Annotated in this window: 23 protein-coding genes; 6 read left to right on the forward strand and 17 right to left on the reverse strand. The window is 45.4% G+C overall.

What is annotated here, in order from left to right:
• Genes ACXAFJ_RS20065 through ACXAFJ_RS20085 form a run of 5 tightly spaced genes read right to left on the reverse strand, consistent with a single transcriptional unit; the run spans position 1 to position 3,576 of the window.
• Positions 1-630 (reverse strand): hypothetical protein, encoded by a 630-nt coding sequence (locus ACXAFJ_RS20065; RefSeq protein WP_475325930.1) that lies wholly within the window; start codon positions 628-630, stop codon positions 1-3.
• Positions 630-2,045 carry a type II and III secretion system protein family protein gene (locus ACXAFJ_RS20070; RefSeq protein WP_475325931.1) on the reverse strand — a complete coding sequence of 472 codons (1,416 nt, stop codon included), beginning with the start codon at positions 2,043-2,045 and terminating at the stop codon, positions 630-632. The genes ACXAFJ_RS20065 and ACXAFJ_RS20070 overlap by 1 nt, the downstream gene beginning before the upstream one ends.
• A 3-nt stretch (positions 2,046-2,048) precedes the next feature.
• Positions 2,049-2,936 (reverse strand): Flp pilus assembly protein CpaB, encoded by an 888-nt coding sequence (gene cpaB, locus ACXAFJ_RS20075; protein ID WP_475325933.1) that lies wholly within the window; start codon positions 2,934-2,936, stop codon positions 2,049-2,051.
• Between the two features lie 9 nt (positions 2,937-2,945).
• Positions 2,946-3,389, reverse strand: a complete 444-nt coding sequence (locus ACXAFJ_RS20080; RefSeq protein ID WP_475325934.1) for a prepilin peptidase — start codon at positions 3,387-3,389, stop codon at positions 2,946-2,948.
• Positions 3,376-3,576 carry a Flp family type IVb pilin gene (locus ACXAFJ_RS20085; RefSeq protein ID WP_475325935.1) on the reverse strand — a complete coding sequence of 67 codons (201 nt, stop codon included), beginning with the start codon at positions 3,574-3,576 and terminating at the stop codon, positions 3,376-3,378. The genes ACXAFJ_RS20080 and ACXAFJ_RS20085 overlap by 14 nt, the downstream gene beginning before the upstream one ends.
• A 235-nt stretch (positions 3,577-3,811) precedes the next feature.
• Here ACXAFJ_RS20085 and ACXAFJ_RS20090 point away from each other — a divergent pair, with 235 nt between their 5' ends.
• Positions 3,812-7,390, forward strand: a complete 3,579-nt coding sequence (locus ACXAFJ_RS20090; RefSeq protein ID WP_475325936.1) for an Lcl domain-containing protein — start codon at positions 3,812-3,814, stop codon at positions 7,388-7,390.
• A gap of 12 nt (positions 7,391-7,402) precedes the next feature.
• Positions 7,403-8,200: a hypothetical protein gene (locus ACXAFJ_RS20095; protein ID WP_475325938.1), complete on the forward strand. Its 798-nt coding sequence runs from the start codon at positions 7,403-7,405 to the stop codon at positions 8,198-8,200.
• 45 nt (positions 8,201-8,245) lie between these two features.
• Here the strand turns inward: ACXAFJ_RS20095 and rep are convergent, their stop codons facing one another.
• Entirely contained in the window at positions 8,246-10,261 is a 2,016-nt protein-coding gene (rep, locus tag ACXAFJ_RS20100) for a DNA helicase Rep (RefSeq protein ID WP_475325940.1), read from the reverse strand.
• Positions 10,262-10,431: 170 nt separating this feature from the next.
• Between rep and ubiK the strand changes: the two genes are divergently transcribed.
• On the forward strand, positions 10,432-10,692 hold the full coding sequence (gene ubiK / locus ACXAFJ_RS20105; protein ID WP_475325941.1) for a ubiquinone biosynthesis accessory factor UbiK: 261 nt from the start codon (positions 10,432-10,434) through the stop codon (positions 10,690-10,692).
• 196 nt (positions 10,693-10,888) lie between these two features.
• Here the strand turns inward: ubiK and ilvC are convergent, their stop codons facing one another.
• Complete coding sequence (gene ilvC / locus ACXAFJ_RS20110) at positions 10,889-12,373, reverse strand: ketol-acid reductoisomerase (protein WP_475325942.1); 1,485 nt, start codon at positions 12,371-12,373, stop codon at positions 10,889-10,891.
• Positions 12,374-12,516: 143 nt separating this feature from the next.
• Here ilvC and ilvY point away from each other — a divergent pair, with 143 nt between their 5' ends.
• Positions 12,517-13,404 (forward strand): HTH-type transcriptional activator IlvY, encoded by an 888-nt coding sequence (ilvY, locus tag ACXAFJ_RS20115; protein ID WP_475325944.1) that lies wholly within the window; start codon positions 12,517-12,519, stop codon positions 13,402-13,404.
• 23 nt (positions 13,405-13,427) lie between these two features.
• Here ilvY and hemN read toward each other — a convergent pair whose 3' ends face one another.
• From hemN to ACXAFJ_RS20140, 5 genes are all read right to left on the reverse strand, one after another.
• On the reverse strand, positions 13,428-14,846 hold the full coding sequence (gene hemN, locus ACXAFJ_RS20120; RefSeq protein ID WP_475325945.1) for an oxygen-independent coproporphyrinogen III oxidase: 1,419 nt from the start codon (positions 14,844-14,846) through the stop codon (positions 13,428-13,430).
• A 214-nt stretch (positions 14,847-15,060) separates the two neighbouring features.
• Positions 15,061-15,552 (reverse strand): DUF2489 domain-containing protein, encoded by a 492-nt coding sequence (locus ACXAFJ_RS20125; protein WP_475325946.1) that lies wholly within the window; start codon positions 15,550-15,552, stop codon positions 15,061-15,063.
• Between the two features lie 20 nt (positions 15,553-15,572).
• The gene (gene yihI, locus ACXAFJ_RS20130) at positions 15,573-16,133 is read right to left on the reverse strand and encodes a Der GTPase-activating protein YihI (protein WP_475325947.1); all 561 of its coding nucleotides are present in this window, start codon (positions 16,131-16,133) and stop codon (positions 15,573-15,575) included.
• The gene (locus tag ACXAFJ_RS20135; protein WP_475325949.1) at positions 16,120-16,770 is read right to left on the reverse strand and encodes a class I SAM-dependent methyltransferase; all 651 of its coding nucleotides are present in this window, start codon (positions 16,768-16,770) and stop codon (positions 16,120-16,122) included. The genes yihI and ACXAFJ_RS20135 overlap by 14 nt, the downstream gene beginning before the upstream one ends.
• A 167-nt stretch (positions 16,771-16,937) precedes the next feature.
• Positions 16,938-17,567 carry a c-type cytochrome gene (locus ACXAFJ_RS20140; protein WP_475325951.1) on the reverse strand — a complete coding sequence of 210 codons (630 nt, stop codon included), beginning with the start codon at positions 17,565-17,567 and terminating at the stop codon, positions 16,938-16,940.
• A gap of 159 nt (positions 17,568-17,726) precedes the next feature.
• Between ACXAFJ_RS20140 and yihA the strand changes: the two genes are divergently transcribed.
• Positions 17,727-18,413 (forward strand): ribosome biogenesis GTP-binding protein YihA/YsxC, encoded by a 687-nt coding sequence (yihA, locus tag ACXAFJ_RS20145; RefSeq protein WP_475325952.1) that lies wholly within the window; start codon positions 17,727-17,729, stop codon positions 18,411-18,413.
• A gap of 392 nt (positions 18,414-18,805) precedes the next feature.
• On the opposite strand, the gene spfP is transcribed toward yihA, so the two are convergent.
• From spfP to hemB, 3 genes are all read right to left on the reverse strand, one after another.
• Positions 18,806-18,853 carry a small protein SpfP gene (spfP, locus tag ACXAFJ_RS20150; RefSeq protein WP_438356636.1) on the reverse strand — a complete coding sequence of 16 codons (48 nt, stop codon included), beginning with the start codon at positions 18,851-18,853 and terminating at the stop codon, positions 18,806-18,808.
• A 192-nt stretch (positions 18,854-19,045) separates the two neighbouring features.
• A complete protein-coding gene (polA, locus tag ACXAFJ_RS20155; protein WP_475325954.1) occupies positions 19,046-21,841 on the reverse strand; it encodes a DNA polymerase I in 2,796 nt (931 codons plus the stop codon).
• Between the two features lie 638 nt (positions 21,842-22,479).
• Positions 22,480-23,517, reverse strand: a complete 1,038-nt coding sequence (gene hemB / locus ACXAFJ_RS20160; protein WP_475325956.1) for a porphobilinogen synthase — start codon at positions 23,515-23,517, stop codon at positions 22,480-22,482.
• Positions 23,518-23,694: 177 nt separating this feature from the next.
• On the opposite strand from hemB, the gene ACXAFJ_RS20165 reads away from it, so the two are divergent.
• Positions 23,695-24,456 carry a TatD family hydrolase gene (locus ACXAFJ_RS20165; RefSeq protein WP_475325957.1) on the forward strand — a complete coding sequence of 254 codons (762 nt, stop codon included), beginning with the start codon at positions 23,695-23,697 and terminating at the stop codon, positions 24,454-24,456.
• A gap of 81 nt (positions 24,457-24,537) precedes the next feature.
• Here ACXAFJ_RS20165 and tatC read toward each other — a convergent pair whose 3' ends face one another.
• Positions 24,538-25,293: a twin-arginine translocase subunit TatC gene (gene tatC, locus ACXAFJ_RS20170; RefSeq protein WP_475325959.1), complete on the reverse strand. Its 756-nt coding sequence runs from the start codon at positions 25,291-25,293 to the stop codon at positions 24,538-24,540.
• 16 nt (positions 25,294-25,309) lie between these two features.
• Positions 25,310-25,690: a Sec-independent protein translocase protein TatB gene (gene tatB / locus ACXAFJ_RS20175; protein WP_475325961.1), complete on the reverse strand. Its 381-nt coding sequence runs from the start codon at positions 25,688-25,690 to the stop codon at positions 25,310-25,312.
• Positions 25,691-25,693 lie beyond the last annotated feature (3 nt).

Here is a 25,693-nt window from a genome sequence, read left to right on the forward strand (position 1 = left end):
TTATTCCCCTGTTACTTGCTGCTTTTCAGCAAACTTAATTTGGTTGTCATACAAACGCTGCACCGCACCTGAATCCAAAGCGGTATCGCTCTCAAGCTCAGCCGGAGACACCCAGCGATCGTGATTCACTAAGCTGACGTAGCGATTTCGGTAGGTTTCGCAGATCTTGCTCGATACGCGGTAATTCACTTTTGAATAACGACAAGTTCCAATCTGCAATTTGGTCGACAAGTACACTTGTACGCCTGAGCCAGATAGCCCGTTTGATTCAACAATCACATCGGTCTCTAAAAGGGTTTGTGCGTACTTTTGTTTTAGGTGTGCCACTAGAGCATCTGCCAGTGGCTCGCCTTGGATTTCTATTCGCAGTGCACCGCGTTCTTGGGTTTGCAATAAGCCCAAGACTTGTTGGTCGATGTCTTGCTCCAACTGATTTGGTGTTGAGATCAGTGTTTGCTCATCACTGCGGTAGTTTTGGCGTGGCTCAATGCCGAACTCGCTTTGCCAATCGGATTGATAGACGGCATTCACCGGATCTTGGCTGACCCAAGGGGTTAACTGACAACCAGTGATCCAAGGCAACAACGCACAGCTTGCCCATAGTAATGGACGACTTGTTAAAGCTTTCATTAGTACTGATACCCGTAGTGACCAAATAGACGTGTGTGTGAATTTTCTGAGCTGCCCATATCTTGGAATAACAAGCGTTCTAAGCGTGTCGCCGGTCGATAGTGATCCAATGGTGTACTCAGTTGAGATAAGTCATTCACAGGCTCAACAATATGCGCCGTGGCAATAATGACTAATTCACTTTCAGTATTTTTAAAGCTGTTGGTGCTAAACAAAGGCGCCAGTAAGGGAATCTCACCCAAAATAGGCAGAGCCTCGATTTTGTGGTCCTGATAAGTGCGAACCAAACCAGCCAGTGCAAAGCTCTGACCATCTGCCAGCTCTATGGTTGTCGTCGCACGGCGCGTTTCAATTCCAGGAACTTCAACCCCTTGCACCGAGACACTGTACTCACGGCTTAACGTCGATACTTCTGGAGAAACGGTTAAGCTAATGTTGTTGTCACTCAGCACCGTTGGCGTCAACTCCAGTGAAATACCAAACTTTTTGAATTCGATAGATATTTCACCCTCACCAGTCGCGATCGGAAATGGGAATTCACCACCAGAGACAAACGTCGCAGCTTCACCAGACTTAGCAGTAAGGTTAGGCTCCGCCAACACGTTGACCAGACTGTTTTCAACCAAGGCATCGATCACCGCATTCAAACCGTGCTGCGAGTTGCCGCTTGGCAAGGTATCCTTGGGAAAGCGATTTCCCGGCGCCAGCCCCATGGCGGTTTGTAGCGTATCCCACTTACCCCAACGCAGGTTGCCAATGGAGCTCCAACGCAAACCCAGTTGTTCACTGGTCGAGCGTTCCATTTCAACAATACGTACAGAAATATTGACTTGGTTACTCGCCGATGTGGTCAGTTGATTGATGGCATACGGGTATTTACCAATACCACCACCGGGCACGGCTGAATCACCCCCTCTGGTCACCGGCGGTTTTGCTGCAGCCATCTGAGATTGCTGCTCTTCGGTTAACAAAGAACGAGCAAAGCCTGATGCCATGGTCAGGATTTCGTGAACTTGAATCGGACTGTCCACCACCCCTATCGCGGCAATTGAACCACCATGGTACTGAAAATGAACGTCAACACCTGGGTAGGCATGAAACACCGCGCGCTCTAACTTGCTGAGATCAGGTTGTACTTCAACCACGTAATGGCCTAGTGCCTTGCCACTTTCATCCAGGACCAATACGTCGGTAGAGCCCAGTGCTTTGCCCGCCACCATTAAATGAGTGGAAGAGGGTGAATGCACAATAGCGATTTTTGGATCCGCGACAAAGATATCGCCAATCTCATTAGAAAAAGACACTAGCGTACTTTGGTTTACGTCTAGGGTAAGAGTCTGCTTGGAAGACGAGTTGGCTTGAGCCGCCATCGTCGTCACTAACAAACATGCAAAAACAAAACGAATGAACTTCATGAATTAGTTTTCCAGCGTGGAGTCGGTGCTGTTGCGAATAGAGCCGCCGTCAAAGATGCGGACCTGTTTTTTGATGTGCTTTTCAGGGTTGTGGTTATCCGATACTTGGTCACCCCAAACGCTGGTTTTGCCTGCAGTATTCACCATTTCCACGTCCATATGACTGCGAAGTAGCAAAGACAGGTCACCCAGTTTTTTTGCTAGTAACAACTTGGGCGCTTGTTCGGGTGAGACTTCCAACGTGACACGAACCGGATCGAAATTACCAATTTCATTGTCGTCATCATCCTTGCCATCTAACGACACCAGTTCGTTGACCACATCGCCAATCGCCAATAGGCGGATACCTTCCAAAACAAGCTGAGAGCTGTAACTGGTTGCTAAGCCTTGGTCAGCAGGCATATCGACACTGCTCGCCAATAACACGTCGACATAATTACCTGGTTTAAGTAGTCCATAACTGACCGCCTCTTGATTCAGCTCTAGGGTCAATGCTCGTTTACCGGGAGCCAAAATAGAGGACACATAATGGCTTTGGTTAGGACGAATAATCGCATCTTGGCTAAGCAGTGAGTCCACATTCAGAGGGCGCGTAATTAAACTGCCAACAAGTTCGTCTACATCGGTTAACCCCTGCCAAAAGTACTGGTTCAGTTCGGTGGTGGTTGGCTCGGGTACCGTAAGAAAATAGAAGTCTTCAACGCGCAAAATCATACCCGCTTGCAATGGTGCTTTGCTCGCCAATGCCATTGCCACTACAGGCTCAGGAGGCAACTCAGCTTCAACATTGGCGTTCGATGCGTCTGATTGGCTTTTTTCAGTAGGCAATAACAGCACAGCCATGACTGCAAAGGCAGCAAAGCCCACAACTAAAATTAGAATTTTTTTCATGATTTGAGATCAGAGGTAATACATATAAAACGGAGCAGCGGTACAAATCGCAACGGCGTATGGAATGCTGGATGTGGGAGACTTAGCCAACACGCCCTTGAAAGACAGTTGGTTATACAACCAGCAAGCCGCACTCAAAACACCACCCAACAACACGACGGTGATTAGGTATTGCAACTCGTTCATCGGACACGCATACATCAAAATGGCCAGCAGCTTACTGTCTCCCGCACCTAACCAGCCTTGGCAGAAAAACCACCAGCCGGTTACCAAGACCAACAATGCCACCAATACACCCACCCAATGAAATGGCGTAAAGACCAAGACACACGCTAATAACACAGCACAGGTCCAGTTCGGTACTTTTCTAAGATAGATGTCTTGAATCGCAATATGAACGAGCAGCGCAACCGTCAGCAATTGACCACAGAGCAGAAGCTTATTCGCCTCCATTGCCCATGTTCATACCATCGATAATGGCTTGAAATTTCTCTTTTAATGCCGAAATAAATAGTCCATCAGAACCGAATATCGCCAGAATGCCTGCCGCTAGCCCAGCTGCCAAAATGCCATATTCGATAGCAGTCGCTCCCGACTCATTTTTTAGGTAACGACAAAGCGACTTTTTAATAGATTTCATGAATAAATAACCACCAACTCAAATTAATTGTTAGCAATTATTATCATTTTCATTATCAAAATCAATATTAATGATCTATTATATTCTGCAATTCGATCTGAGTATAAACTTTACAACTAGTTTTTCTCACTTCAACAGATCTTTATATGGTCACTTGTTCAGCAATGTTCGATTAGTAACTATTCGAAACATTAATTTCACATATGTGAATCTTTTGGCTTCTGCAGGTTTATTCATGTTGTTTAAGAAAATTCTCATCGCACTTGGAGCGGTTTTAAGTGTTGCTGCGTGTTCCGATCCACCGAGCGAGAACAATCAAAGTTCAGGTTCCAACAGCTCATCTAGTGGAACACCTCCCACGACGACACCATTGGTTCCCACTGAACCTGATGGCGAACGTCCAGTGCTGAGAAAATTGGAATATAGGATTGAAGGCACGATCGGCGCGGTCGCTGAAGATGAGTCATACACGGTTCGAGTCTGTTCGGAAAAAGTGTGTGAGGAGCAAAAACTCGCCAATGGCGTTGGCGACTACAGTATTTTGGTCGAGACTGAGCAGTGGCCACTAACCAAACCCGTTGAAATAAAAGTCATCTCCGACCAACTCGGTGTGGTCTCAGAGCAAAATTACGACTCAATTAAGGCCATGACCGAGCAAGATCTCAACGATGATGGCTCGTTTACAGAAGATGAACTCCCCAATATCAAAGTCGATGCGGGCAGTGTTTCAAACCAAATCGTCACGACCTATGTCACACAAGAAGTGGTCGCAGATTTGTCTGATAGCTTGAGTGATATTTCGACCTATAGTTCGACATCACAAACCAAAGTTCTAACCGAAAAGCAGAAGCGCAACAAAGCCTTGCATCACCTAGCCGACGAGTACAAGCACAGTGTGCTTGAGCTGACCGCCGAGCAAATTAAGGCCATAAAAGCTCACGTTGAAGCAGCCAATCCCGGTGCTAGTTGGCGTGATTACAAAACAATGGGGACACCGTACCAATTATCACTAAATCAAGAGCAATGGACTCATCTAAAAGGCAATGTGGAGACTCCAGACGACCAACGCATTCTTGTGGTTACTCTCGGACAAATAAATACCTTGTATCACGCTAAGTCTTGGCAAAAGCCACTAGATGCCAAGCAAATCATACTGTCGGGTAATCAAATCTCGTCGATTCGCGGCCAAGTAGTATGGAATAAACAAGTTGCGGTTGAAGTACTAGCACTGGTCGATCTCATCATGCAGCCCTTGCCAGACAAGCTTAAACTATCGACGAAGCAATACAGCGCAATTACCAGTGAGGTAAAAGCACTCAATGCGTCGCTGGACCTGGCAAAAATTGAAACTATGCCAACTAACCTACCTACTGAGGTTATTTTCGATAGTGAAAAAGAGCAAGAAACTCAGTTAGCGGCAGCTGGACCTGTGAAAATTCGCGCTTCACGTCAGCAAATACAAGCCATGTTTCAGGCCATGATTGACGATAAGTCTAGCGCTCACTTGACGCTGCTAACCAAACAAACCTTAACGCGCTGGCCTGCAAAATTTGAGTACACAGAGCAAGGCAAAACGATCAAAATTGAAGGGGTGCCCGACCTGATTCGCGCCATATTGCAAGCGTACAAAAACGCACCTCAAAAAAGTATCCTTGAGCACTATCAAGTGTTACTCGCGAAGGCGAATCTATCCCTGCCCTATTATGATGTCTTGAGCAGTTCAGCGACGAGCCAGCAACAGCTTATGCTCGAATATCGCGTCAAAGATATTATGAATGGCAACTTTAAACATAGGCTCAAAGAGGCGTATTTGGCATTGTCGCCAACCCACTCCATCAAGCTTAGTGGCCGATTCCCTGCCGAACTGAAACAGGCAGAGTTAGTGGTTAAATTAGGTAGCCGCCCTAACCCACCGGATGGTGACCACTATGACACAGGCGAATACCCACGCCGTCACGAACCCGTTTTCATCGAAGACTTTTCAGGCAAGCGTGTCAAAAATCTTAATCTGCACGGCAAATCTGATTTTCTGGTTACCGTGGAACTCCCTGACACTCTAGGTACATTTGAAAGTTGTAAGCCCGGAAAGCGCGGCCTTAAGTGGGGCGATTACACCTTTGATGAAATGCAAGACACCTTGTATATCGAAATCAAGGACAAACAAAGTAAAGTAGTGCTTCGCTCCGTGTTGGGCGCGTTGTGCGAGTTAGCGAAATTAGAAGAGACTTTAGCGACGAGTAACAAAAACGGCATCATTGAGATAACTGAACTCGAGCGGCTAAACGTTGGATATGTCAGCACGGCTCACAGTATTCTCTTGTTCCGCAGCACATTAAACCCTGATTACGGCTCTTCTGCATTCGTCATTCCACTTACCTTTGAGCAAATTGGTGAACGGATAAAAGGCCATCCATATAAACAGGTTGAGCTATTAGCTGGTATTACGAGAATGCAACACATTGGCAAACTATTTGGGTTGGACTTCGACTTAATTGAAAGCCGTGACTTCTATGATGATTTAATGAAATTGGCCGGCATTGATTATTTTGCTCAATACAGAATGGTCGCTAAAAACAGCCAACTTCCAACGATCGAAGAGATACAACAAGCCATGTTGTACAGTGCCGGATTCAGCGCGGTATTGAACTATCGATTAGACTCCAACATTTCCCACGTTAGCCTAGAAGCCACAAAATTGCTGGCAGATTCTAACGTAGACAGCTACTACTTCAAAACACGCAGTCCTGGTAGCTGGGTAGCTGTCTATCCTGTATCCATTGTATCGCCAACCTGCAGTGCTGCAGGCATTCTAGAGGAAACACACATTGTCGGTGTAGGTCTTGCAGGCAAGGGTAAACAAGAGGGTAGACACTGGGTAAGCTTGAACTGGTTAGAGTCTCACAGGGGGGACAATTACCAAATCAAATGGCGAATCAGTGGAACAGACACATTCCAAACGGTCGATACTGATAAGCCACTGGGAACCATAACCGATCTAGAGTTCGATCAAGTATATGAAATCGTCATAGAAGGTGGGCAAGGTCATAAATCTGAACCTTGGTTCTATAGCCCAAGTCATATCCATGTAGCTGATACTCGGATCATGGCGGCCTACCTAAATGATGATGGAAATCGCGGCCGAGATACCGACCTAAGCTGTGATCCTCACAGTGGTCAGCCTAAAAACTCCAAAAAAGATGGCCTCCACGGAGCTCGCTACATCAAGCTTGATGACAAAGGGCAACCACTAAAACGACAAGATCTACATTATCGTCACGCACCCTTTCATTGTGTCATGGATAGTCACACCGGCCTGGTTTGGGAGATGAAACGACCAGAAGGAAAATCTCAGTTCACCATATTTGATAACAACAACTTTTATCACTACATGACACCTGAAGTTTCTCAAGACATGAGTGGCACTTGTGTCCGAGGTGATATCAATGCTCCAACATCAGACCCACTTCTGTGCAACGTAGAAAACCAAACTAAGTGGGTCAATGACGCCAAGTTGTGTGGACTAACAAACTGGCGTTTACCGAAAATGTCTGAATTTTACGGCATCGCCGATTTTGGCATGCAAGATCATGTTGGTATCGACATCGACTATTTCCCTAATACTTCATTGCCGTGGACCAACCGACATAAGCCAGATGAGATAGAACATGGGTTTTGGACATCAGACGAGAGTATTGGTGAGTTAAAGGCGCGGGTGTTTGTACCTAGTATGAATCTCACCGCCGGTTATCGACCTCAAAATCAACCCAATATGGTGTGGTTAGTCAGTGATGGTTTTTCAAGTTCAGAGAAATAGAAAACACAAACAATGAAAAAGCTATTTTTTATCGCTATGTTAAGTAGCTCAGTGGTTGCGGAACCAATATCCTTTTCGTGTAAAGCAGGTGCTTCTTCATCGGCACCGAATCGTTTTACCCATGAAGAGCTATCTGACTCTCAAGGCAACATCTTCCGAGTGGTTAATGATTCGGCGACCAGCCTACAGTGGAATTATTGTTTTTATGGTCAAACCTATAACGCAATCACGCAGGACTGTGATGGGGAGCCAGAGGTACCGTGGGAATCGGAACCAGGAAATCCGTATAAAAGGAATGATAGAGAACACCTAAACAAAGTCGTTCTAGAAGAACAAAAAAGGTTGTCGACGATTAATTCCGCGGATCTTGAACAAGCAAAGTCCGAAGATACCTTATGGCGTGCACCAAACCTTAAAGAGTTGCTGACCATTTATAACTGGGACTGCGTACCAGCTGTCTTTGAAGAGTTTTCTTACCAAACTCATAAAGACAAAGATCTAATGAAGGAGTGGGCTGAGATAACAATCCAATGGCAGGATAAAGTTAAGTATGAATGGAAAGATGGAAAATCAGTGAAAACCATTCTTATTCATAAAGATTCACCCGAAAAGATAATGGAAAAAGGCCAAAAAATCTTCACAGGTAAAGCCTTTAGCAAACTGCTCACCGCCACCGATAGCTTTCGATTCAGAACCAACAACAGCTATCATGCTATAGCATTTGATGGTATTGAAACCCCAATTCATGGATGGACAGAACGATTGGGCATGCTGCGTATGGTGAGAAAACAGCCTAACCAGACCGACTAAGCATTCCGCCTTTCTCTGCTCTAGAGAAAGGCTAGTGTACTGATATTACTTCTTGAACATGGCCTTGAGGTTGGCAATATGCGCTTGCCCTTTGGCCATGCGTTCTTCTTGAGATACCGGCTTTTTCGCCACTTCCCACTCCAGATCGTCTTGCGGCAGCTCTTCTAAAAATCGGCTTTGTGTAGGCTTAATCAGCTCACCAAATTGGCGACGCTCGCGGCACATGATAAATGACAATTCTCGCTGCGCGCGGGTAATGCCCACATACATCAAACGACGTTCTTCTTCGACGTTTTCTTCATCAATACTGGTTTGGTGCGGCAAGATGCCCTCTTCTGCCCCAATCAAGTAAACGTAAGGAAACTCCAAACCTTTGGACGCGTGCAGTGTCATTAACTGTACCGCATCACTGTCTTCGTCTTCTTCACCGCGCTCCATCATGTCGCGCAGCGTTAAACGTTGTACCACTTCTTTCAGCGTCTTTTCTTCTTGGTCGTAGTTGTCACCTTCCAAGTCCGCCACAATCCACGCGTATAAGTCGGAGACGTTTTTCATGCGCATTTCCGCCGCCTTAGGGCTGGCAGAGGTTTCGTACAACCAGTCTTCGTAATTGATATCGCGAACTAGCGAGCGAACAGCAGTCACAGTGTCGCCACGCTCAGCCTGATCAGCAATGGCCACCAGCCATTGGGTAAATCGGCGTAAGTTCTCCAATCCTCGTCCCGTTAAATGCTGCTCTAAGCCAATCTCAAAGCTGCACTCAAACAAGCTCTTACCACGCATATTGGCATACGAACCCAGCTTTTCTAGGGTAACCGGACCTATCTCACGGCGCGGTGTGTTCACAATGCGCAAAAACGCGTTGTCATCATCTGGGTTCACCAAAACACGCAAGTACGCCATGATGTCTTTGATTTCGGCGCGAGCAAAAAACGAGGTGCCGCCAGAGAGTTTGTAGGGAATTCGGTTTTGAGTCAGCGCCTTTTCAATGAGTCGAGACTGGTGATTACCGCGATACAAGATGGCGTAATCGCGATAATCGGTGCGGTTTAAAAACTTATGAGCAAGTATTTCCCCCGTCACACGCTCTGCTTCATGGTCTTCGTTTTTCGCCATGAGAACTTTTAGCGGCTCGCCATCGGGCAGCTCGGAAAACAAAGATTTTTCGTACACGTGAGGGTTATTGGCAATCAAGATATTGGCTGCGCGCAAAATGCGGCTAGTCGAGCGGTAGTTTTGCTCCAATTTGATTAGCTTCAGGTTGGGGTAGTCTTGCCCCAGAAGAACCAAATTTTGCGGTTTGGCACCACGCCATGAGTAGATAGACTGATCGTCATCTCCTACTACGGTCAACCTACCACGCTCGCCGACTAACAGTTTAACTAACTCATATTGACTGGTGTTGGTGTCTTGATACTCATCCACCAGCAAATAGCGAATGCGGTTGCGCCAACGTTGACGAACGTCTTCGTTGTTTGCCAGCAACATCACTGGCAGCCAAATCAGGTCATCGAAATCCAGCGCATTGTAGGCTTTCATCTGAACTTGGTACATGTCGTAACAATGGGCAAACAGCTGTTGCTGCTCTCCTTGTACTAAACCCTTAACTTGCTCGGGCGTTAACATGTCGTTTTTCCAGTTGGAAATCGCGCTCATTAAGCTACGCAGTAAATCTTTATCACCATCTAACTGTTTTTCGGTGAGTTCTTTCAGTAATGCTAGCTGATCTTGATCGTCAAATAATGAGAAGCCCGCTTTTAAGCCCAAGTGCTTAAACTCGCGTTTAATGATATTGAGGCCCAAAGTGTGAAAAGTAGAAACCATTAAGCCTTTCGACTCAGCTTTGCCAAGTGTCTGCCCTACTCGTTCTTTCATTTCGCGGGCGGCCTTATTGGTAAAGGTAACCGCTGCGATATTTCTCGCTTTGTAATCACACTGCTGAACAAGATAAGCAATTTTATTGGTAATCACGCGCGTCTTACCAGAGCCTGCTCCTGCAAGTACTAGGCAAGGTCCAGACACGTATTTGACTGCTTCATCTTGTCTTGGGTTGAGCTTCATTTTGCGCCTCATTATTTGCTAACGCGCTATGATAATCCGCTCGCCCTCATAAAGCCAAACCAATAAATCCGAACACGATTAACGAGTTCAGTCGCGAAAATTTTGTTGCTAACACTGCCCTAGGCTTGGTTGAGAGTGTAAGATGGGCACATTACAAATAGGAGTTGCCCATGTTTGATCCAAAAAAACTAGAACAAATTGCTAAGCAAATTCAAGACTCTATGCCTGCACCAGTAAAAGAGCTAGGTTCAGACGTGGAGCAAAAAGTTCGACAGGTTATTCAAGGCCAGTTAAATAAATTAGACGTTGTAAGCCGTGAAGAATTTGATGTACAAACTCAAGTGCTGCTGCGCACTCGTCAAAAACTGACTGAGATGGAGCAAAAGCTTGCTGAGCTTGAGAGCAAGTTATCTGGGAAAGACAACGATTAAGTGCATCTGATAGCCGTATCAAAGTTAGCTGAAAAAATAAAAGGCTTGCCAATCGGCAAGCCTTTTTCGTTATGTTGTGTTTTGTATTTATTTTACTCCAACCTGTCTTGGAGTTTGTGGGCATTTCGGGTCACGCCTTTTTAACGTGACCTCCATTTATAATTTTGCCCTGCGCGAAATTTCAAGTTGACTGAAATTAACCGCCTACTGCGATGTGCTTCATGTCTGTCATGTAACCACGTAGCTCTTCACCAATGTACTCAACTGGGTGATTGCGAATCGCATCGTTTACGTCGATTAGACGCTGGTTATCAACTTGATTAGATGTTTCACCCAAGCCTTTACCAATTACGTCTGTCGCAACTGAAGGCATGAACTTCTCACGTAGTAGTGGAGTCGCCACGTTAGCAAATAAGTAGTTACCGTATTCAGCAGTATCAGAGATAACCACGTTCATTTCGTATAGGCGCTTACGTGCAATAGTGTTAGCGATTAGCGGCAACTCGTGTAGAGACTCATAGTACGCTGACTCATCGATGATGCCAGACGCCGTCATCGCTTCAAACGCTAGTTCAACCCCAGCGCGAACCATAGCTACCATCAAGATACCGTTGTCAAAGTACTCTTGCTCAGAGATTTCAACATTGGTTGCTGGGTAGTTTTCGAATGCCGTTTGGCCAGTTTCTTCACGCCATCCTAGTAGGTTAGCGTCGTCGTTTGCCCAGTCAGCCATCATAGTGCCAGAGAATTCACCTTGAATGATGTCATCCATGTGCTTGTTGTAAAGAGGACGCATCAGCTCTTTTAGTTCTTCAGACAACTCAAACGCACGAACTTTTGCTGGGTTTGATAGGCGATCCATCATGTGAGTGATACCACCAAACTTCAGTGCTTCTGTAATGGTTTCCCAGCCGTACTGAAGGAGCTTGCCTGCGTAACCTGGGTCAATGCCGTCTGCAACCATCTTCTCGTAACACACGATAGAACCTGCTTGCAGCATACCACATAGAATAGTTTGCTCACCCATTAGGTCAGATTTTACTTCTGCTACGAATGAAGACTCTAGACAGCCAGCACGGTGACCACCCGTTGCCGCAGCCCACGCTTTAGCGATATCCCAACCTTCGCTCTTAGGGTCGTTCTCCGGGTGGACCGCGATTAGGGTCGGAACACCAAAGCCACGCTTGTATTCTTCACGAACTTCGGTACCTGGACACTTAGGTGCAACCATAACAACCGTTAGGTCTTTACGAATCTGCATGCCTTCTTCAACAATGTTGAAGCCATGGGAGTAACCTAGTGCAGCGCCTTCTTTCATTAACGGCATTACCGTTTCGACCACGTTTGTGTGTTGCTTGTCTGGCGTTAGGTTAACCACTAGATCTGCTTGAGGAATTAGAGTTTCGTAGCTACCAACTTCAAACCCATTTTCTTTTGCGTTTTTAAAAGATTGACGCTGTTCATCAATCGCAGCTTGGCGCAATGCGTATGACACGTCCAACCCTGAATCACGCATGTTTAGGCCTTGGTTAAGACCTTGAGCACCACAACCAACGATGACAACTTTCTTGCCTTTAAGAAAGTCTGCTTCAGTAGCAAACTCTTCGCGATCCATAAAGCGACAGCGGCCTAGTTGGTCTAGCTGCTCACGCAAGTTTAAAGTGTTGAAATAATTGGCCATGTGGGGCTCCTTGTTCATTCATCCGTACCGGTCAGCGTTATCGCTGAATGAATCCATACTAACACTAGGCGTTAAATTGCCTAAAGTGATATATTCGAGATAAGTAATTGCAAAAATCGCAACATCGAACTCTTATCTTTATTATGAACATTAAAAGTTTACAGTTATTCGTTCACCTGTGTGACAGCCAGAATTTCAGCAAAACAGCCAGTGCACTACATGTCAGTCCATCGGCTCTCAGTCGACAGATTCAAAAGCTCGAACAAGAAACGGGTCAAACCCTGTTTGTTCGAGACAATCGCAGTGTAGAACTCACCGCAGAAGGTAAAACCCTACTGCCTGTAGCGATGAATATCTTGAGTGATTGGCAAGGTTACACCGAACAAATATCTGGTAAACATGACCAGCTAATTGGCGAAATACGCGTTTTTTGCTCGGTTACTGCCAGTTACAGTCACCTACCCGATTTGATTTCAGAGCTTAGGGTCAAGCACCCACATATCGAGCTAAAGCTCTCAACAGGCGATCCGGCTCAAGCCATCGATAAAGTACTAAGTGATGATGTTGACCTCGCCATTTCTGCAGAACCAGACCAACTGCCCGCTAGAATTGAATTTGCGACTATCGGAAATATTCCGCTATCCGTAATTGCGCCATCAGGTGTGAGTACCTTTGCCGATCAACTGCAATCTTCGCCGATTGATTGGCGTTCTATTCCCTTTATTCTTCCAGAAGCTGGAACTGCCAGAGACAGAGCCAATGCATGGTTGAAAGCGATGAAAATCAAAACCCCGAACATCTATGCACAAGTTTCAGGTCACGAAGCTATTGCCAGTATGGTTGCATTAGGGTGTGGTGTAGGGATAGCACCGGATGTGGTCATCGATAACAGTCCGGTACGGGATAAGATTCAACGCCTGAACACGGCGTTTGATGTGGACTCTTTTAAGTTGGGATTGTGTTGTAAGCGCTCTCAGCTTTCGAATCCACTGGTGAAAGCCTTTTGGTCAGTTGCGGAAAATGCTCGCTAAACGCGAGCATTTTCATAAAAAACTTAGATGACGCGCGAAAACTGTTGCTGGCGTGCACGTTCACGTAAGTACTTGTCAAAGCACATACAGATGTTTCGAATTAGCAGACGACCGCGTTTGGATACAGTAATGATGCCGCTTTGGTAGCTCACTAGCTCGTCATCAATAAAGGTCTGAAGTAGCTTTAAGTCTTCTGCAAAGTAATCATTAAATGCAACCGAAAATTCCTGTTCGATCTGTGTTGTATCAAGACTGAAATTGCAAATCAGCTGTTTGATCACTTCTCTACGAAGTAAGTCATCACTATCAAGAACCACACCGCGCCAAATAGCATGACGCAGCTCATCCACTTGTTGATAGTATTGTTTCAACTCTTTCTGGTTTTGCGAGTAGACATCACCCACCATGGAAATAGCTGACACGCCAAACCCTACCAAGTCACAGTCCCCTTGTGTGGTGTACCCTTGGAAGTTGCGGTGCAAAATACCCTCTCGCTGGGCAATCGCCAACTCGTCGTCGGGTCTTGCAAAGTGGTCCATACCAATAAACTGGTAGCCAGATTCGGTTAGAGAAGAAATGGTATTTTGCAGCATCGCCATTTTTTCATCGGCTTTAGGTAAATCATCATCTTTGATTTTGCGCTGCGCAGCGAACAACTGCGGCATGTGAGCATAGTTAAAGACAGACAACCGTCCCGGCTCCATCTCTAAGACTTGAGCAATTGTCTTGGCAAACTTTTCCGCATTTTGTTTCGGCAAACCATAAATCAAGTCGAGATTAGTCGACCGAAAACCCAGCTCTTTGGCTCGAGCCACCATATCAATAATGAACTGCTCATCTTGTTCACGATTGACCAGCTGCTGCACTTCTTTGTCAAAGTCTTGCACACCGATACTCAGACGGTTGAAGCCCTCAGTATAAAGGTGGTCCAACATATCCATTTCGATTTCACGTGGGTCCACTTCAATACTGATTTCAGCACTGGACAAGAAGTTAAACTCATCGCGCAAAATGTCCATCACTCGGCTTATTTGTGCTTTAGATAGGAAAGTCGGTGTGCCGCCTCCAAAATGAAGCTGGCTGATTTTTCTTTCTTTTAGCAAGGCCGCGCGAGTGCGAATTTCTAACTCAAGTGCATCTAAGTACTGATCGGCCTTGTGAGAGTGTCGCGTGATCACTTTGTTACAGCCACAGTAGTAACAAAGCTTGTGGCAGAACGGGATATGGATGTAAAGCGAAACCGGACGTTCGGGGTATTGCGCACACGCCATGTCGTAGTCAGAGACCGTAAACATCTCATGGAACTCAACTGCAGTTGGGTATGACGTATATCTGGGTCCAGAATAATTGTACTTATCCAGCATGGCTTGATCCCACTCGATTTGCTCACCAAAGCTTGGTGATTGAGCGGTAACAGAATTGGCAATAACAGACTCTGACATATTTCGAACCATACTGAATAAAACGACATTAGCAGCGCAATATTTTGCCACACGCCAAAGACGTGCGTCTTAAAAGAGCGCATTTTGGTTCAAATTAATTAGTGATTTGTTAGCTTGATCACTTACAAAAGATAGGTGTTTAAATTGGCGTGGTTTTCAAGCAAAAGCGCCGAGCCACTTAAATGACTCGGCGCTTTACGAGACAGCTACCTAGTTAAGAAACCAACTGAATATCGATTTGGTTATTTAATGGCGCAACATTTTGTCTTAGTGCTTTCAGCTCTTCGACGATGGCATCGGTTAACTTTGCTTCCGCTTTTTGGCGAGCCAAGTTCTGACGCATACGTTCTTTCTTTTCAAGCTCCTGCCTGTCGTCACCACGTGCCATATCTTTTACCACGTGGTAGAGCTCAGAAATTGCTGGGTAAGTTTTGTCAAAATCGACGCGCTGCTCACCTTGGACATAATCCATAATGCAATAAACGCGAATGCTGATTTCTGACAAATCACATTGCCCTTGAATTCCCGCTAAACAAAGCGTTTGCACATTCTCAAAGATATTGGCATTACGCTTTTCAATCGCTAAACGTTTGTGGGTTTCTTGCAATTCCGTTTGCTTTTTAAGTTTCAGCAATAGGTGCGCTGCGTAAGCAGCTAACGCCACAATAATTAGCCCACCCAAAGTTGCTAGTAGAGTCACTGACATCCCAATTGCTCACTCGTTACTTATTTAAAATCGTTTAGATCTAAGTCTTCGAATTTACCCAGCAGATCTTCGTCTGTTGTAGGTTTGTTCTTGTTAGGTTTCGCTGCAACAGTAGTTTGTTGATCGGCATGAGATTTGTCGCTATCGTCTTGTTGCTCGAATAGACCCAGTTGGTCCATCAAGGCTTCAATACGATCGAGCTTTTCATCGACCATAGATTGTAAACCTGGACCTAGTTTCTCGCCGTTTTCGATGCGTTCCAACAACACCATCAATTGCGCATCATTTTCTAGTTGCGCCAATTCTTGCTCAGCTGACAGGCGCTTTTGCGCTTTTGTTGGCTTATCTACGGTTGGTGGAACCAAAGAGATCGGTTTTTTACTTCCCAATCTTGGATCGCGCTTTTCTTTTGCTGCTTTGATCTGCTTTTCTTCAGCGCTGGAGTGACGACTGCCTGTCTTCAGTCCTTTTTTCTTTTTGTCCTTTTTACGTAGACGCCCTTCGACATCTTTTTGTGTGCGGTTGCGAACCACAATGACGTCCATATTTCCGCCAGAACGCTTCTTCTTAACTCGACTCATGGCTGGGCTTCCTCAATAAAATTACATCATTACCTACAAATTCTAGCGTGAGCTGGTATTGCTGCGCTAGATACTCAAATGTCTGGCGACTAAAAAAGACAACGTGTGTTTGGTCATTTTTGTAATGCCAAGTTGCAAATGCCTCTTTGTCTATCACCATTTTTGTCATCAACCCTAGCCAAGCTCCTGGCTTGAGCATACTCATCCAAGTCTTCCAAACTTGGTTTGGGTGATACAAATGCTCTATGACTTCTGTTGACGTTACAAAATCATATTGCCTAGTTAATACATCTTCTTCAGGGTGGTAGTAGATATCATACAGGTCAACACGATGACCTTGTTCCTCAAGCATAACCGAAAGCGTTGGTCCCGGTCCGCAGCCAAAATCTAACCCATGTTGATTCGGCCCAATTCGCTCAAGTAGTGGATTCGCTAAGCGAGACAAAAAACGTCGATATCCTTGATCACTTGGATCGTTCTCATGAAGATCATAGTGCGCTTTCTCTTCTGTCGAGTCTAAACGCTGGGCTGGATCAACATAAACAAGCTCACATCTGTGACATTGCCAGTACAACCGACGTTTGTCCCGATGATACTCACTGCTTCGCTCACTTTCACAAAGCGGACATCTACTCATTTCACACCCCTATTTTTGGAGATGCGCAACATACCAGAAACTGGCCCAAGAGTGGAGCGTAATTGTACAACTGGCGAGGAGTGATTTAACTCAATCCGTTTTCTAGCGAAACAAAAAGGCCCAAGCAAATGCTTGGGCCTTCATTCAATTAGTGGCTTGCCAGAGCTTTAATGCAGGCCAGCCATGTACTTGGACAAGATCTCAATATCTTCGTCTGTCAGTTTTTTGGCAATATCACGCATCATTTCGTTCATGTCGTTAGCGCGAGAACCGTCGCGGAATTTTAACAACTGACCTTTGATGTATTCTGGATATTGGCCTGAAATTTTTGGAAAGCCAGAAAGCTCCGTACCGTTACCTCTCGGGCCGTGACAGGCAATACAAGCCGTCAAACCACGCTCTGAATCACCAGCAGTGTATAGGACCTTACCTTTTTCAATGACATTATCAGGAGTCGCTTCTTCAGAAATAGGAAGTGAGGCGTAATAAGCCGCCAAATCGGCGATGTCTTGATCAGTCAGGGCCATCACTTGCGTCGCCATAATCGGATCGACACGGCCTTGTTTACCTTCACTAGTTACCGCAAGTTTAAAATCGTGTAACTGCTTATCTAAATACTTGGCATGTTGTCCTGCTAGCTTAGGTTGGTTAGGGACTAAGCTATTACCGTTGCCATCCACACCATGACACGCTGCACACACAAGAGATTTGTCTTTACCAGCTTCCGCGCTCCCTTGAACTTGAGCCCACGCAGAGCAGCTGGCTAATAGACCGATTATTAGCACTAATTTCTTCATGACATTCCATTATAATTATCAAGCTTCCAGTACCACTCTTATCGCTTTTAGCATGGTACAATTATAAGCAAAGGCGACCTTACGCCGAGCATGGTTATTTTACACATTTTTATACAAAAGTAAGCAACAGACTACACAAAGTCGAGATGGAGTTAACAAGTGAGCGTTAAAATCAACTATCAAAACACGCATTTCATTACCAGTGCACCGGACATACGTCACTTGCCTGAAGACGCTGGTATTGAAATCGCTTTTGCAGGACGCTCCAACGCAGGAAAGTCCAGCTCGCTCAATGCGTTAACAAATCAACGTAGTTTAGCCAAAACAAGTAAAACCCCTGGACGCACGCAGCTTATTAACCTTTTTAAAGTAGCCGATGATTGCCATATCGTCGACTTACCGGGCTATGGCTTTGCTCAAGTTCCGCTAGAACTCAAGAAGAAATGGCAGAAAGCTTTGGGCGAGTACTTGCAAAAGCGTGAGTGCCTAAAAGGATTGGTAGTGTTGATGGATATTCGCCATCCAATGAAAGACCTCGACCAACAACTTATCTACTGGGCGGTTGACAGTAATATCCCTGTACAGGTTTTATTAACCAAAGCCGACAAACTAAAAAGTGGGGCCCGCAAAGCGCAACTACTTAAAATTCGTGAAGCTTCAATGGCTTTTTGCGGCGAAGTGTATGTCGATACCTTTTCGTCGCTGAAAGGAATTGGTGTAGATGTATTGCGCCGCCGTTTAGACGAATGGTTCACACCAGCAATATTGGCAGAGCTAGAGAATGAAATAGACGAAGATTTTGAAGAGGGAATCGAGCAGCAAAACCAGTCAGACTCTGATCAGTGATCTTTTCTATACTCAGCTAACTAGAAACAACGCAACATACAAACTCCCAGATACAAAATGCCCCACCTTCCTGGCGGGGCTATGGGAGAGAATCTAAGAAAGTTATTGTTGTTGTCACTTAAGGTTGGTTCAAACTCTCACGTAGCGCAAATCTACCGCTTATTACCTACCGCACCGCCTCGCTATTTACAATACCCTGAATTTATTAGCCTTTAGCTCAAACGAACAAGTTTCGTTATATAAAAACAGCTTAATTCTAGGAGTAAAATAACTAAAAATGTGACTTAAACTGGGTTGGCATCTCGGGATTTGGCGAAAAGATAGCGGAATGTTGGATTTTTATTTGGCGCAATAAAAAACGCCCCAGTCAAAAACTGACTGGGGCGGCTGAATCAGCCTAATCCAATAACGTGAAACAAAAGGTCTGAAAGATAGAACATCTTACCTCTGTACCCTACGTCGATTAATGTACAACAAATGCGCATAAATGGAAACCATTTTGTAGTTTTTTTTCATGATAGTTTTATTAACCTACAGTTTTTAGCGCATGTAGAAGACTTTTTTTAATGTAAAAAAAAGCCAGCAATTGTGCGCTGGCTCTTGGTTTGCTGGCAATTTACTTTGATTTTTGTCTAGTGAGCCTGATCCCAGTTATCACCATGACCAAAATCAGCGACAAGAGGCACATCAAGCTCTGCCGCTGATTCCATCAAATTCTGTATTTTAGTTTCAATTTCAGCAAGACAGCTTTCTTCTACTTCAAATACCAGTTCATCGTGTACCTGCATTAGCAAACGCACTTTTCCTTGTCCATGTTGCTCAATCCAAGCATCCACCAGCAACATGGCTTTTTTGATGATATCTGCCGCTGTGCCCTGCATAGGGGCGTTGATCGCTGCTCGTTCTGCAGCCTTACGACGCATGCCATTTCTCGACGTAATTTCAGGCAAGTACAAACGGCGTCCAAATATCGTTTCCACATAGCCCTTATCTGAAGCAAAGGCTCTGGTATCTTCCATATATTGAAGTACACCTGGGTAACGCTCAAAATACGTATCCATATACTTTTGCGCTTCTCCACGCGGAATACCCAGCTGCTTAGCCAAGCCAAACGCACTCATTCCGTATATCAAACCAAAGTTAACCGCTTTGGCACGACGGCGTTGCTCGCTGGTCACATCTTCGATATCAACACCGATAATCTCTGCAGCCGTTGCCGCGTGAATATCTTTACCGCTGCGGAAGGCTTCAAGTAAGGTTTCATCCCCAGATAAATGTGCCATGATTCGAAGTTCGATCTGAGAGTAGTCCACAGCCAGAATCTTATGACCATGAGGTGCAACAAACGCCTGACGTATACGACGCCCTTCTTCGTTTCGAATTGGAATATTTTGCAGGTTAGGATCGGTAGATGAGAAACGCCCCGTCGCAGTACCTGCTTGGTGATAAGACGTGTGAACACGACCCGTCTGGCCATTGATCATCTTAGGCAGCTTGTCAGTGTAGGTTGATTTGAGTTTCGCCAAGCCGCGGTATTCCAAAATGCGCTTCGGCAATGGGTAATCAAGTGCCAGCTCCTGTAACACTTCTTCATTAGTGGATGGCGTACCTGAAGGAGTTTTCTTGATAACGGGAAGCCCCATTTTCTCAAACAACACCACTTGTAGCTGCTTTGGTGAGCTAAGATTGAACTCTTCTCCCGCTATCTCGAAGACTTCTTTTTCCAACTCATCCAAGCGTTTAGCGATCTCTTGTGATTGAGCGGCCAGCTTCATCTCATCAATAAACACACCGGTTCTTTCCATACGCGATAGTACCGGAATCAAAGGCACTTCAACGTCATGGTAAATACGCTTAAGTGATTCGTCTTTTTCAATCTGCTGATAGATTTGCTGATGAAGCTGAAGTGTTACATCTGCATCTTCTGCTGCGTAAGGAGCAGCCTGTTCCAGCTCGATTTGATTAAAGGTTAATTGCTTTTTACCCTTACCCGCAATTTGCTCAAAAGAAATGCAGCTGTGTTGCAAGAAACGTAACGCCAAGCTGTCCATGTCATGTTTGCCGCCCACGCTGTTAAACACGTAAGAAGCCAGCATAGTATCGTGTGCGATTCCTCGTAACGTAATATCATAACGAGCCAATACGTTGGCATCATATTTCATATTCTGCCCGACTTTAGCGATATTCTGATCTTCAAGAAGTGGCTTTAACTTGCTCAATACAAAGTCTCTATCGAGCTGTTCTGGCGCATCGAGATAATCATGGGCAACCGGCACATAGGCGGCACTGCCGGCCTCTGTAGCAAAAGATACTCCGACTAGATTTGCCTCCATGTAATTTAGGCTATCCGTCTCTGTATCAAATGCGATTAACTCTGCTCTATTTAACTTCGCTAACCACGTTTCAAAATCCGCTTCCGTTAACACAGTTTGGTATTGGCTGCGGTCAATCTTAGCTGCAGTGCTTTCTGCCACACCTGAACTTACAGAGGTCCCAGCGACCGAACTGGATGATGCCTCACCTTCTGATTGAACCAGTGGACTGCCGCCTTCCAATAGTTCATTCAACCAAGATTTAAACGCCATCTTACTGTACAGCTGAACTAGCTGATCAATATCAGGGTCTTGCTTGCTCAATGACTCAGGAGTGCAATCGAGTTCGACATCCAGCTTAATCGTGGCCAGTTGGTAAGATAAGTAAGCATTATCTTTGTTATCGGTGAGCTTTTTGGCCATGGTCTTCGAGCCACGGAAACCCAGCGCTGCAATATCATCTAACTTCTCGTAAAGCGTTTCTAATCCGCCAATGCCTTGCAGTAGCGCTGTCGCCGTTTTATCGCCAACGCCAGGAACACCAGGGATGTTGTCCACTTTGTCACCCATTAAGGCCAAGTAGTCGATGATCAGCTCTGGTGGAATACCAAACTTATCCACAACACCTTGTGGATCCATTACCACGTTGGTCATGGTATTGATCAGTGTGACTTGCTCATTGACCAACTGCGCCATGTCTTTATCACCGGTACTGATCAAAACAGGCATACCTTGCTGGGATGCTTGATGAGCCAAGGTACCGATCACATCATCGGCTTCAACACCTTCAACACAAATCAACGGCAGCCCCATCGCTTTTATGATTTGGTGCAATGGCTCAATTTGACACCGCAGGTCATCAGGCATTGGTGGGCGATTGGCTTTGTATTCCGGATACATTTCATCGCGAAAGGTTTTACCTTTGGCATCAAAGATCACCGCAAATCGATCAGATTTAAACTGACGAACCATACTTCTGATCATGTTGACTACGCCATAGATAGCATTGGTCGGGATCTCTCCATTGCTCATCGTGCCGGGATAGGCGTGAAATGCTCGATATAAATAAGAAGATCCATCTATCAGGATAAGTGGGTTGTCAGGTATCTGCGCCATGTGACTGGGTTCCGAGAGTAGAAATTTGGTCTTAGGATGCCATGACTCGACTCTGGATTCTATGATGTCTCAAAAGCTTCGCGATCTTGGCAGATTAGATCGAATCAGGCAGACGCTGATTTCTGTGGATAAGTCTGTTATTAGTTTTTCCCACTCAAAGCAACAATCTCAATAAAAAGCAGTTAAAAAGCCACTAAGTTACTAATAAAAAAGAATTTACCTACTGATCTTGCATTTGCAGCACGATCATTTGGTGATCCTCAGTTGTGGAAAAGCTTATCGGTGACCTTTTAGTCAGGCCTAAAAAGAAAAAAGCGACATCATAAGATGTCGCCTAGCATAAGGGGTCAAAGTCAAGTAGTTATATAACTACTCACTTTGCCATAAAGCTATAAATTACACTGGAAGCAATGTGAGCAATGTCGTGTCAAAAAGAATTCGTGCAAGCTCATGAGAAGAGTAACTGGTATCACTCAGTCCTTGTGAACTACTCTCATTCCCTAAGACGAGATTAATAATAATCATTCTCATTTGATGCGTCAACACTTAATGAGAAAAAATCTCATTTAATTTTTGTTTCACACATTCCTTCGCTACTAATTTGATTTTTACTTATTTAAAACAAACACTTAAAACCACTACCTCAAATACTTCGCGCGCTGTGCATTATCTTCTGCTAACCACTCAGCAACGTCTTTAGCAAAATACGTTAAAATCCCATCGGCCCCTGCTCGCTTGAAACAAACCAGAGATTCCAATACCGTTTCACGTTCTTGCAGCCAACCATTGGCAAAGGCCGCCTTGTGCATCGCAAATTCACCAGAGACTTGATAGGCAAACGTCGGCACTTTCAACTCGTGTTTAACTCGTCTGACTATGTCTAGGTAAGGCATGCCCGGCTTCACCATTACCATGTCTGCGCCTTCGTTAACATCTAACGCCACCTCGTGAATCGCTTCATCGGAGTTTGCAGGGTTCATTTGATAGTTCTTTTTATTGCCACCCTTTAAATTAGAAGCTGATCCAACCGCATCTCTGAAGGGCCCGTAGTAGCATGACGCATATTTTGCTGAGTAGGCCATGATCTGAGTGTTTACATGCCCAGCTTGCTCCAATGCTTCGCGTATCGCACCAATCCGACCATCCATCATATCTGATGGAGCAACAATATCGGCACCCGCTTCAGCGTGTGATAGCGCTTGCTTAACCAAGACTTCGGTTGTGACATCATTCAGAACATAGCCATCTTCATCAATGATTCCGTCTTGACCATGGGTAGTAAACGGGTCTAGCGCTACATCTGTAATAACACCGAGATCCGGAACCTGTTCTTTTAATTGACGTACGGCAGTTTGAACCAAACCTTGAGGGTTAAATGCCTCTTCCGCACCCAAACTTTTCACATCTTGAGGCGTCACCGGAAACAGCGCGATTGCTGGAACGCCGAGTTGCGCAAGATATTTGGCCTCTTCAAGCATCAGATCAACCGATAAACGCTCAATGCCCGGCATAGAGGCAACGGTTTCACGCTGTTGCTCGCCAGTAAGAATAAACATGGGGTAAATCAAATCATCTACCGTCAACTGGTTTTCCGTCACCAAACGTCTCGAAAAATCGTGCTTTCTGACTCTGCGCATACGACGTGCCGGGAACTGGCCTTGAATCGAGTTAGTCACCTTTAACTCCTTTTGAATATTAGGGCTACTATTGCACGCATCTTATCACTGACGTTTTGCCATGCGACAAAAGTCCTTAGAAATTGAGAAATATAATTGGTCAAAAGTTGGCACTGGCTCAATGATTTGCTTACACTGCGAGCAAATCACTGCTTCCTAAGTTTAGAACCCGCCATCATGATTGACACTCACGCACACATTTATGCCAGCGAATTTGACCAAGACCGTTTAGAAACTGTCGAACGCGCTCGTCAACAAGGTATTGAGAAGATTCTTCTGCCCAATATCGACCTAGACTCTATCGGCCCTATGTTGGCAACAGAAAAGCAGTTTCCCGGTACCTGTCATTCTATGATGGGACTGCACCCCTGTTACGTAGATGACAACGTTGAGCAAACGTTAGCGGAGATTTATGCCTGGTTTGACAAACATTCCTTTATCGCAGTCGGTGAAATTGGTATCGATTTGTACTGGGACAAAACCTATCAATCTCAACAAGAAAAAGCATTTGTCACGCAACTCAACTGGGCTAAAGATCTTAATTTGCCCGTTGTGATACACACGCGTGATTCGATTGAGCAAACATTGGCTCTGCTTGAAAAGGAACAAGACGGCTCGCTATCTGGTGTTTTCCATTGCTTTGGCGGCTCACTGGAAGAAGCAAAGGCCATTAATGATCAAGGCTTTCACCTTGGCTTAGGTGGGGTGTCTACCTTTAAAAATGGCGGTATGGACAAAGTCATACCCGATTTAGACATGAGTTGGGTGGTATTGGAAACCGATTGTCCTTACCTTGCGCCAGTCCCGCACCGTGGTAAGCGCAATGAACCAGCCTACACTCGGCTCGTTGCCCAACGCGTGGCGGAGCTGCGTAATCAATCTATCACTGAGATAGAAGCCGTGACCACACACAATGCAAAGGCATTGTTCAACCTTTAGTATCCGCAGAAAATAATGTCTCCAGCCGAGCATATTAAAAAAGGTAGACTCTAAGTCTACCTTCTCGTTTCACCGTTTGCGTTATTGCGTCGTCTCACCTGACGTATCCGATGTGGGCTTCTTCACATAGAAACTCGCGATCAATACCCCTAACTCAAACAACAAACACATAGGTATTGCCAGCAGCGTTTGTGAAATCATATCTGGTGGGGTGAGCAGCATACCGACAACAAACGCCGCCACAATAATATAAGGGCGCTTCTTACGCAGTTTTGCAGGCGTCGTTGCACCTGTCCAACACAATAAAATGATAGCAACTGGAACTTCAAATGCCACACCAAAGGCTAAAAACAACGCCAGAACAAAGTCTAGATAGCTGGCAATATCGGTAGCAAATTCCACCCCGCCCAAAGAAATGGCAGTGAAGAAGCCAAATACCAAAGGGAACACCACGAAATACGCAAATGCGACGCCACAATAAAACAGCAATGAACTGGAAACCAGTAAGGGCGCAATTAGTCGCTTTTCATGTTTATAAAGACCCGGCGCAACAAACGCCCAGATCTGATAGAGAATAACGGGAACAGCGACAAACACCGCGACCATTAAAGTCAGCTTGAGCGGCGTAAAGAAAGGCGAAGCAACGTCAGTTGCTATCATGGTTGCCCCATCTGGCAACTTATCTACCAGTGGCTTAGAGACAAACTCGTAAATATCGCCAGCAAAATACACCATCGCCAAGAACACCACGACAACCGCGACAATGGCTCTCAATAATCGATTTCTTAGCTCAAGAAGATGGGCAATCAGGGGTTGAGGTGAATCGGCTTCTGACATAATAAACTGCTGTTAACTAGCGTGTGTTATCTTGGTTGGCATGTTCCGAGACAGAATCAGCACGCTTTTCTACGGAAGACAGGGAGGAGTTAGCGTCACTCTCTTTTGCGTAAGGCCGCTGGACAAACTCAGCCGCTTCTTTTAACTGGTCAACCGACTGCTTAACATCGTCGGCTAAATCTTTCATCTCGGCTTGTTCCGCGCGCTTCAAGTTCTCATGCATTTCTTGAATTTGTAGCTCGTGGCTGATCTCTGCTTTTACGTTATTCGCCATGGTTTTGGCGGTACGAACAAACTTCATCACGCCACGAATGGCGGTGGGCAACCTCTCAGGCCCTAGCACGACTAATCCTACAATGGCGATCAGCACCAGCTCCCAAAATCCAATATCAAACACGCG

It is taken from the genome of Vibrio sp. ABH4_348, assembly GCF_056159765.1.

What these genes read in the sequence shown, in the direction of transcription:
- ACXAFJ_RS20165 (WP_475325957.1), top strand. Translation starts at nt 23,695, where the DNA reads ATGATTGACACTCACGCACACATTTATGCCAGCGAATTTGACCAAGAC.
- polA (WP_475325954.1), bottom strand. Translation starts at nt 21,841, where the DNA reads ATGGCGCAGATACCTGACAACCCACTTATCCTGATAGATGGATCTTCT.
- hemN (WP_475325945.1), bottom strand. Translation starts at nt 14,846, where the DNA reads ATGTCAGAGTCTGTTATTGCCAATTCTGTTACCGCTCAATCACCAAGC.
- ACXAFJ_RS20125 (WP_475325946.1), bottom strand. Translation starts at nt 15,552, where the DNA reads ATGTCAGTGACTCTACTAGCAACTTTGGGTGGGCTAATTATTGTGGCG.
- ACXAFJ_RS20135 (WP_475325949.1), bottom strand. Translation starts at nt 16,770, where the DNA reads ATGAGTAGATGTCCGCTTTGTGAAAGTGAGCGAAGCAGTGAGTATCAT.
- ubiK (WP_475325941.1), top strand. Translation starts at nt 10,432, where the DNA reads ATGTTTGATCCAAAAAAACTAGAACAAATTGCTAAGCAAATTCAAGAC.
- ACXAFJ_RS20070 (WP_475325931.1), bottom strand. Translation starts at nt 2,045, where the DNA reads ATGAAGTTCATTCGTTTTGTTTTTGCATGTTTGTTAGTGACGACGATG.
- ilvY (WP_475325944.1), top strand. Translation starts at nt 12,517, where the DNA reads ATGAACATTAAAAGTTTACAGTTATTCGTTCACCTGTGTGACAGCCAG.
- tatC (WP_475325959.1), bottom strand. Translation starts at nt 25,293, where the DNA reads ATGTCAGAAGCCGATTCACCTCAACCCCTGATTGCCCATCTTCTTGAG.
- ACXAFJ_RS20140 (WP_475325951.1), bottom strand. Translation starts at nt 17,567, where the DNA reads ATGAAGAAATTAGTGCTAATAATCGGTCTATTAGCCAGCTGCTCTGCG.
- ACXAFJ_RS20085 (WP_475325935.1), bottom strand. Translation starts at nt 3,576, where the DNA reads ATGAAATCTATTAAAAAGTCGCTTTGTCGTTACCTAAAAAATGAGTCG.
- ACXAFJ_RS20095 (WP_475325938.1), top strand. Translation starts at nt 7,403, where the DNA reads ATGAAAAAGCTATTTTTTATCGCTATGTTAAGTAGCTCAGTGGTTGCG.
- ACXAFJ_RS20090 (WP_475325936.1), top strand. Translation starts at nt 3,812, where the DNA reads ATGTTGTTTAAGAAAATTCTCATCGCACTTGGAGCGGTTTTAAGTGTT.
- ACXAFJ_RS20080 (WP_475325934.1), bottom strand. Translation starts at nt 3,389, where the DNA reads ATGGAGGCGAATAAGCTTCTGCTCTGTGGTCAATTGCTGACGGTTGCG.
- ACXAFJ_RS20065 (WP_475325930.1), bottom strand. Translation starts at nt 630, where the DNA reads ATGAAAGCTTTAACAAGTCGTCCATTACTATGGGCAAGCTGTGCGTTG.
- ilvC (WP_475325942.1), bottom strand. Translation starts at nt 12,373, where the DNA reads ATGGCCAATTATTTCAACACTTTAAACTTGCGTGAGCAGCTAGACCAA.
- yihI (WP_475325947.1), bottom strand. Translation starts at nt 16,133, where the DNA reads ATGAGTCGAGTTAAGAAGAAGCGTTCTGGCGGAAATATGGACGTCATT.
- rep (WP_475325940.1), bottom strand. Translation starts at nt 10,261, where the DNA reads ATGAAGCTCAACCCAAGACAAGATGAAGCAGTCAAATACGTGTCTGGA.
- cpaB (WP_475325933.1), bottom strand. Translation starts at nt 2,936, where the DNA reads ATGAAAAAAATTCTAATTTTAGTTGTGGGCTTTGCTGCCTTTGCAGTC.